Origin of the sequence: Streptomyces sp. NPDC020875, assembly GCF_040641415.1 — a bacterium.
In the GTDB taxonomy this organism is placed as follows: domain Bacteria; phylum Actinomycetota; class Actinomycetes; order Streptomycetales; family Streptomycetaceae; genus Streptomyces.
Genome location: NZ_JBFADP010000113.1, coordinates 1 through 8,052 on the forward strand (window position 1 = coordinate 1; position 8,052 = coordinate 8,052).

The 8,052-nt window shown below is 69.8% G+C and carries 6 protein-coding genes and 1 pseudogene; 3 read left to right on the top strand and 4 right to left on the bottom strand.

The genetic code is table 11. The features are described from left to right. Positions 1-183: 183 nt before the first annotated feature. From AB0G74_RS33845 to AB0G74_RS33855, 3 genes and pseudogenes are all read right to left on the bottom strand, one after another. A pseudogene (locus AB0G74_RS33845) lies at positions 184-2,040 on the bottom strand (amidohydrolase); the annotation flags it as partial. Between the two features lie 149 nt (positions 2,041-2,189). Continuing rightward, positions 2,190-2,675 carry a hypothetical protein gene (locus AB0G74_RS33850; protein WP_361154434.1) on the bottom strand — a complete coding sequence of 162 codons (486 nt, stop codon included), beginning with the start codon at positions 2,673-2,675 and terminating at the stop codon, positions 2,190-2,192. 577 nt (positions 2,676-3,252) lie between these two features. Further along, complete coding sequence (locus AB0G74_RS33855) at positions 3,253-3,987, bottom strand: alpha/beta hydrolase (protein ID WP_361154437.1); 735 nt, start codon at positions 3,985-3,987, stop codon at positions 3,253-3,255. 80 nt (positions 3,988-4,067) lie between these two features. On the opposite strand from AB0G74_RS33855, the gene AB0G74_RS33860 reads away from it, so the two are divergent. Next, positions 4,068-5,042 (top strand): YafY family protein, encoded by a 975-nt coding sequence (locus AB0G74_RS33860; RefSeq protein WP_361154440.1) that lies wholly within the window; start codon positions 4,068-4,070, stop codon positions 5,040-5,042. 182 nt (positions 5,043-5,224) lie between these two features. On the opposite strand, the gene AB0G74_RS33865 is transcribed toward AB0G74_RS33860, so the two are convergent. After that, a complete protein-coding gene (locus AB0G74_RS33865) occupies positions 5,225-6,439 on the bottom strand; it encodes an LLM class flavin-dependent oxidoreductase (RefSeq protein ID WP_361154442.1) in 1,215 nt (404 codons plus the stop codon). 400 nt (positions 6,440-6,839) lie between these two features. On the opposite strand from AB0G74_RS33865, the gene AB0G74_RS33870 reads away from it, so the two are divergent. Then, on the top strand, positions 6,840-7,454 hold the full coding sequence (locus AB0G74_RS33870; RefSeq protein WP_361154444.1) for a hypothetical protein: 615 nt from the start codon (positions 6,840-6,842) through the stop codon (positions 7,452-7,454). 31 nt (positions 7,455-7,485) lie between these two features. Beyond that, positions 7,486-7,905 (top strand): type II toxin-antitoxin system PemK/MazF family toxin, encoded by a 420-nt coding sequence (locus AB0G74_RS33875; RefSeq protein ID WP_361154447.1) that lies wholly within the window; start codon positions 7,486-7,488, stop codon positions 7,903-7,905. Positions 7,906-8,052: the final 147 nt, after the last annotated feature.

Genomic DNA, 8,052 nt, shown 5'->3' on the forward strand with positions numbered 1-8,052 from the left:
GCGCTCCTCGGCGCCCGATCTCGATCTGGTCGAGGTGCGCAAGACCCTGGGTTCGTTCCTCTTCTCCGGCGACGACGTCGACAAGCCGGCCGGAGCCGTGCCGCCGGGGCGCCGTGCCGTTGGCGCCGCCGTGCGGGCCCGTGCGGCTTTGCCGGCCGCTGTGCCTGCCTCGTAGACCGGTACTCCGTTCACCAGGGTGAGCCGGACCTCGGTACCGCTGATCTCGGGGACGGGTACGCGGGTGACGTCGCGGTCGAGAAGTACGAGGTCGGCGGCTCGGCCGGGGGTGAGGGTTCCGGTGCGACGGTCGGCCCGGAGCTGGTGTGCCGTGCCGGAGGTGTGCATCCGCAGTGCCGATGTTCGGCTGATGCCTTCGCGTTCGGGGTGGAGCGGTCCGTCGGAGTCGGCCCCTTCGCGGTCGACGGCGGTGCGGATCTGGTTCCAGACGCCGAGTGGGTCGATTGGCCAGTCGGAGCCGCCCGCCAGCAGCGCGCCGTGCCGCTGAAGGCTCTGGGCCGGGTACAGCCGACGGTGCCGTTCGGGGCCGATGTAGGGCAGGAGGGCGTCCACGGTCCAGGTGTCCCGCATCGCCCACTGGAGCTGCATCGAAGCCACCACGCCGAGTCGGGCGAAGCGCCGGACGTCGGCGGGGTGGACCAGCTGGAGGTGGGTGATGGTGTGGCGGTTGCCGCGCCGGCCGTTCGCGCGGTGGGCGGTCTCGTAGCCGTCGAGCGCGACGCGGACGGCCCGGTCGCCGATCGCGTGGGAGTGGATCTGCCAGCCCGCGCCGTCGAGCACGACCGCGAGCCGCGCGAAGTCGGCCGGGTCGAGCTGGAGCTGTCCCCGGTTGTCCGTGGGGTTTCCGTTGCCGTCGAGGTAGGGGTCCAGGAGGGCTGCGGTGCGGGCCGGGTACTCCATCACCCCGTCCACGAACACCTTCGCGGTTCGCAGATCGAGCCCGGGCACATTCGCGTAGCGGCGCTGTGTCTCCCGTAGCCATCGCAGCCCTTCACCGGGTTCGCGGATCTCGTGGGCGTCGAGCCGCAGGGCCGCCGCCACGCGCTGCGGCAGCCGTCCGGTGCGGGCGAGTTCGGCGTAGACGTCGAGGTGCCATTCGTCCGCGGAGGCGTCCATGAAGCCGGTGACGCCCTGCGCGGCGGCCTCCTCCAGAGCCCGCGCCGTCGCCTCGACGACCCTGTCGAGGGGGTGGTCCGGCAGCAGCCGGTGGACCAGCCCCTGCGCCTCCTCCTTGAGCAGCCCGGTCGCCGCGCCGTCCGCGTCCCGCTCGATCTGCCCGCCCGGGGGATCCGGCGTGGCGGCGGTGATCCCGGCGAGTTCGAGCGCCCGCCGGTTGACCCAGGAGTTGTGCCCGTCGGTACCGATGAGCACGAGGGGCCGCCGGGTCGGCAGCGCGTCGAGGATCCGGTGGTGCGCCACGGTCCCGGCAGGCAGCAGGCCCACCGGGTTCCAGTCGCCGACGACCAGCCAGCCGTCCGGCTCGGTCCCGTGCGCGGGGTCGGCGATGAACCCCCGTAGCAGCTCCTGCAACTCGGGTACGGTCAGCTCGCGGTATCCCAGGCTCGGGTTGAGCGTCGCTGCCCCGGCGGCGACCGGGTGGGCGTGCCCGTCCACGATCCCGCTCATCACCGTGCCGCGCCGCGCGTCGACCACCTCGGTGTCACGCCCGGCGTACCGGCGTATCGCACCGTCCGACCCGGTGGCCAGCACCCGCCCGTCCCGCCCGACCGCGACCGCCTCCCGCACCCTCTCTCCGCGCACCCCGGTGAACACACGGGCGTTGTGGATGACGAGCGCGGCGGACCGCCGCCCCGGAGCGGTCGGCCTCAGGGGTGAGGAACCGGAGGTAGACGGAAGGGCGTTGGCCGTGTTCGGTACGAGCGCGACGGCACCCGCGGCCCCTGCGGACAGCATGACGCGGCGTCGGGAGAGTTTCTGTTCCATGAGCCCATCGTGATCATCCAACTCGGCACATCGCCAGCCATTTTCCACATACCAGGGCAGACCGCAGCACCTCACCATCGCATGCCGACGGGACACGGGTGGCTCGTCTTACCGGCGGTCCGGGAGCTGCTCCTGGCCAGACCAGTCAACAGCTGACGCCAGGTGGCCGCCCCGGGCGAAACGAATCTTGCGGCAAGGTGAGTCGGGCCGTCGCACATGAACGGTGATCAGCGGGGCGGGAAGGAAGCCAGAGAGAGATCCCACTGGTCAGCCGCGTGAAACAGTGCCGCGGCGTCTATCCCGACCTCCACGACGCACTGGTGGACATCAGCCCCGTCGTCACCTTGCTGCCACGGGGGTGCCGCCTCCGAGGACAGATGAACGCGAATCACCGCAGTCCCGCCCTCGCTTCGATCGGCGAGACTGAAAGCCACCACAGGCTCGATGAACCGCGTGTCCGGTGACAGCTCACCCTCGCCATCAGGTTCGGTGACGGCCACCGTCCCTGCGGCCACCGCGCGAAGCCATGTGGACACTTGCCGGGCCTCATGGGTGAGCAGACAGGGATCGGTGAAGGACCAGCTTCCATCAGGCGTCATGACCGTGCCGTCGATGACCAGCCAGTTGTCGTCGTACGAGTCGCCCCGGACCGTGCCGAACTGATAGCGCACCGGGCGGAGGTCGACACTGCTGGAGAGATCGTTCAGGAGCACTGGGCCAGAATGCCATGCGCCGCCCGGCAGGACGGGCCGCGCCGGTCCAGGGCAGCTCCCGAGAAGCACCGGCGGGTCTGCGCCGCCCGGGCCGACGCCTCCGGGGAGGCGCTGAGCCACCCGGCGTCCGGGCCGGGCCCGACGGCGCGACATGCGCGGCGAGTTCCGGCGCGCAGCCTCCCGCCGCTCGCGCGGCGACGCGTCGGGGCCGGGAGCCCCCACGCGCTCGGTGACCAGTACGCCGAGCGCGGCGCCGAGGCCGATCTGCTCGCGGCCGGCCCCGGGCACGGTCCGGACCGGCCGCGGCCTCATCGCTGTACGACCGGAGCCGTTGCCACGGGCCCGGAGACGTCCGAGGGTGGCGGCCGGCAGTGGGCGCCGCGCGTGTACCGGCTGCCGAGGACGCTCCGCTCCTTCTCGTGTGCCGCGCGGATGGCGGCGGCCGTGGCGTCCTGGGCCCGGACGGCGAAGACGCGCCGGACGATCGCCGCGGCGGGAGCTTTCCGCCCTCCGACGGCCAGGGCTTGCGGGCACCTCGGCGATCGCGCGTTGTCATCCATCGTCCGACCCGGCCCGGTCAGGAAACGGCCGTGTGAAGAGTGTCGGCGAGACCGGTGGGTGTCGACAGCATCGGCCAGTGTCCGGTGGCCAGGTCGAAGCGCCGCCACGGCGCGTGGTCGAGGTAGGCCAGCATCGGTACCCCGGCATCCAGCAGGCCCGTGAAGTCACGGCAGGCGATCAGGACACGGTCCACACCCGGGCCGGGCGCGGTGTGGTCGGCGAGGCGCTGGGTGTAGGTGCCGAACGGCTGAGGAGTGGCGCGCGCGTTCAGAACGTCCCGCCGGCCCTCGTCGAGCCCGTCGAGGCTGCTGGACAGACCCAGGACCTCGAAGGGCGGCATCGCCAGCCGCCAGCCGTCGCCGTGGGCCGTGACCTGTCGGCCCAGTTGGTCCGCCGCCTCCGGCGGCATGAGGTCGAGCATGCGCATGCCCGCGGCGAACGGGGCGCTGTCCAGGTAGACCACGCGCTCCAGCCGATCGCCGAGGCGTCCGGCCGCGCCGGTGACAGGGGCGGCCGCGTAGCTGTGGGCGACCAGGGTGACTTCGCGCAGATCGTTCTTCTCGATGAACTCGGTGATGTCCGCGATGTGCGTGTCCAGGTCCGTCTGGGGCCCGCCTTCCTCCGCCCGCTCGGCCAGGCCGGTCAGCGTCAGCGGCAGCGCCGTGTGGCCCCGCTCTCGCAGAGCGCGGGCGGTGTCTTCCCAGGCCCAAGCCCCGAGCCAGGCGCCGGGAACGAGTACGAAGGTAGCCATGTGATCTCCCTGGATTGAGGTTCTGCGGGGAGCGTAGAATCGATACAGGACAGAATCAGCCCTGAAATGTCGAGTGATCCATGTCGCATCCCCTCACCCGTGTGCTGACCCTGCTGGAACTGCTCCAGTCCAACGCCGGGCTCACCGGGGCCGAGCTGGCCAGTCGGCTGGACACCGACGTCCGTACCGTCCGCCGTTACATCACCCACCTGCGCGACCTGGGCATCCCCGTGCAGGCCGAGCGCGGTCGCTACGGTGGCTACCGGCTGGCCCGCGGCTACCGGATGCCACCCCTGGTGCTGACCAACGACGAGGCCCTCGCCGTTGTTCTCGGACTCCTCGCGGCGGAACGCCTCGGAATGGGTACGACGGCGCTGGCCGGGGCGGGCGCCCGGGCCAAGATCGAGAGGGTGCTTCCGGACACTCTGCGAGAGCCGCTCGCCGCCATGCGGGAGACCCTGTCCTTCACTGCGAACGCGGTGATCTCGCAGGCGCCCGGGAGCGATGTGCTGCTGGGTCTGGCCCAGGCCTCGCGTGCCAGGACGACCGTCGGGATCAGATACCAGTCCTGGCGACAGGACCAGACCGAGCGCGACCTCGATCCCTACGGCGTGGTCTTCCACACCGGTCGCTGGTACGTCGTCGGCCACGACCACCTCCGCGACGACCTGCGGGTCTTCCGCATCGACCGCATCGCCCGCGTCACCTCCCGCGCGAAGACCTTCACCATCCCCGACGGCTTCGATCCCGTCGCCCATCTGACCTCGAGCCTCGCCCAGGGGCCTTACCGCTGGCAGGTCGACGTGACGATTCACGGTCCTGTCGACGAGATCGCCCGGAGGCTGCCGAACACCGCTGTCACGCTCATCGCCCAGCCTGCCGGGGTCTTGATGCAGGCCAGGGCCGAGCGCCTCGACGGCATGGCACGCCTGCTCGCCTCGCTCGAATGGCCCTTCACCATCCATCGCCCCGACGAACTGCGGCCGGCCCTCAAGAATCTGGCCGATCAGCTCGTGACAGCCGCCGAACGGGCATCAGAGGAACTCGCACGGTGAGCAGGCAGTGCGACGTGGTCGGCTCGAGCGGCGACCGTCCGAAGTCGGTCATTCCGAGGTTCACGGCGCTCGACCGTCGGGTCGCCTCGGCGAATCGGACGATGCGGTCGTCGCGGATCCCTCCCAGGCGGGAGCGTTACGCCGGATCGGGTCGGAGTTCTGTTCTCGGGGGCTGTCAGGACTCAGGTGTTTCCGAGGGTGCGGTCCGCGGGGTCCGGGCCGGGTCGCGGTGGACCATCAGCCCTGGCCGCCCGCTCGGCGGCATGTCGGGCCTTCGCCTCCTCCAGCGCGTCGCCCATGCGGCTGTACAGTGCCTCCCTGCGCCTGACCGCGAGGACTCGGGCGGCGTCGAGGCGTTCGAGACTGCCTTGGAAGTGGGGGGCGACCTGCTCCGCGAACAGTTCGAAATGCCGACGGACGGCGTCTGTCCTCGCCCATTCGTGCGCCATCATGAGGTAGCAGCCGAAACCGTGGGACTGCTCCTGCAACTGGCGGATATGGCGGATCGCGTCGTCCGGTGTGCCGATGACGCCGATACCGGACTCGTTGATCCAGTCGATGCGTTCCTTCAGCGTCGAGCCGCCGGGCTCGAAGTGCGGCACCGCGGCTTCGTACTGGAGATAGCGGCACCAGTCATCGAGTCCGTACGCGACGTCCGCGTACGCCTGTTCTTTCGTTTCGGCGATGTGCATCGGCCCGACCAGTCGCCATGCGGCACGTTCGGCGACGGTGCCGAACTGACGGGCGCGTTCTTCCATCACGCTCCAGTGCGCGGCGAGCAGGTCCAGGTCACCGGTCATGGTCGCGCCGATGGACAGCAGCGCCAGCCCGTGCTTGCCCGCGATCCGCGGGCCGGACGGCGAGGCGATCGCCGCGACGCCGACTTCGAAGCAGGGTGTGGTGTACGGGCGTAACTGACATCTGGCTTCGACGAGGTGGTAGCGGGCGGTCTTCTTGGTGACGGGCTCGTCCCCGGTGAGCAACTGGATCAGAACATCGGTGTCCTCTTCCAGCGCGGACCGCTGTGAGACCGGGTCGATGCCGATCATCGCCGCGTCAGTCGGAAGGGACCCGGGGCCGAGACCGAGCATGAATCGGCCCCGGGTGAGGTGATCGAGCAGGATCGCGCGGTCCGCCACCCACAGTGGGTTGTGATACGGCAGCGAGAGCACGCCGGTCCCCAGCTTGATGTGTTTGGTCCGGGCCGCGACATGCGCGATGAAGATCTCCGGGCTGGCGATCAGCTCCGAGCCGCCGGAATGGTGTTCGCCGATCCAGGCTTCGTCATAGCCGAGCTCGTCGAGCTGCTGAAGGGTGGCCACGTCCCGTGCGAAAGCAGTTACGGGATTCTGTCCCCTAGCAGTGTGAAACGGTGCCATGAAGACCCCGAAGCGCATCTCATGTCCTTTCAGATCAGAGATCGGCCAGGCGCCTCACCGCTGAAAGGCGCCCTCGCGTACTGCTCGGCCTCCGGGCCGTCACGGGTCTGCCGCTCGATTCGGCGACAGCTGAACCAGCGGGTCCCGGAAGTCGGGTCGGAAGGTATTACTGTACCCAGCGACGTCGATCGGGAGCGGCTTCGCAGGCATGAATGGCCTGCGCGTACCTCCCGCTGACGATCGACGTCCTGGGCGGAGCAGTCCCGGTGCGGAGGGCCGCGTTGCGCGGCGGCGCGCGTGGAGCCGTGATCGCGGCGGAGTGGCATGAGTACCGGGCTTGGACCTCGGTACACGGTGACCACAACCCGGTGGAGATGTCACGGCCGGTCTGCCTCGGCCGGGACATTAATCTGGACGGGTGAACGCAACCGAGCGCCGGGCAGGGCCGGATGAGGGCTGGCTGTACGCGGTGATCCGCTGGCCGGCCCTCGTCGTCGCGGTGATCGTCATGGTCCCGTTGCGGGTGCTGTGGGAACTGGTCGAGCTGATCTGCAAGGGGATCCGGATCCTGTTTTGGACCTGGCTTCTGCGCCCGGTTCTCCAGGGCTTGAAGGTCCTGCTGTGGGACTGGTTCCTCCGCCCGGTCCTCCAGTTCTTCGCCCGCTACGTCCTGGTTCCGATCGGCAACGGGATGGCCTGGGTCGTGGAACGGCTGCGACGACCACCGTTCGTGTTGCTGATTCGGCACCTCTTGATCAACCCCGGCGTATGGCTGTGCCGATGGGTACTGGCACCGGTCGCGTTCGCTCTGATCGGGGCGCTGTGGATCGCGGGTGGTGTGTCGGCCAAGGTGTTCGGCTTTCTGTTCGTGCGCCCGCTGTCGTGGCTTTGGCGGGCTCTGTTCGTCCCGGTCTGGAATCACGTATGCGTTCCGATCGGCCAGGCGTTCCGGGCGGCCTTTCGGCCCGTCGGGAACGCCGGTCGAGAGGTCTTTCGAGCCTTCCGTGGCCGTCGCCGGAATACCCACGGGTAGGGCCGTCTGGTTTTCCATGTCGGGAGGACATGTGCAACGTGGCGAAGTCTGGTGGGTCGAGTTCGACGAGCGGCGGCCGGTCGTACTGCTGCCGGAAGACGGCGGGTCCGGGATCCGGGTGATGCAGATCGTCGCTCCGGCAGGTGTCGACATCAGCGGCCTGGGCATCGAGGTGGCTGTGGATTCCGCGGACGGGCTGCCCTTTGAAGGCGTGCTGCGGTTCGGCTTCCCGCATCCGGGCTCCACCCCGTGCACATGGCTGACCACGGTGTCCCGGGAAGACCTGATCGAGCGGGCGGGCGTCCTGTCCTCCGCGAAGCTCAGCGAGATCGAGGCCGCCCTCCGTCTCGCCGGACAGAAGAAGGAGTGGACCCCGGAGACATCCGCGAAGCTCAGCGAATTGAGGGACGCCGCCCGTCGCGGTGCGCACCGGCCCGCGGGGTCGGACTGAACCGCCCCCGCGTACCGGGCGTCTCGGGCCGGGCGGGACCATCCGGACACGGCTAGGTGTATTGACCCGCAGGGTTGTTAACGCGGCTGATGGGTGGGTGTCCGTCGAGTGCGGTGTGGCTGCGGTGGTGGTTGTAGGTGTGGAGGA

What these genes read in the sequence shown, in the direction of transcription:
- AB0G74_RS33855 (WP_361154437.1), bottom strand. Translation starts at nt 3,987, where the DNA reads ATGGCTACCTTCGTACTCGTTCCCGGCGCCTGGCTCGGGGCTTGGGCC.
- AB0G74_RS33865 (WP_361154442.1), bottom strand. Translation starts at nt 6,439, where the DNA reads ATGCGCTTCGGGGTCTTCATGGCACCGTTTCACACTGCTAGGGGACAG.
- AB0G74_RS33860 (WP_361154440.1), top strand. Translation starts at nt 4,068, where the DNA reads ATGTCGCATCCCCTCACCCGTGTGCTGACCCTGCTGGAACTGCTCCAG.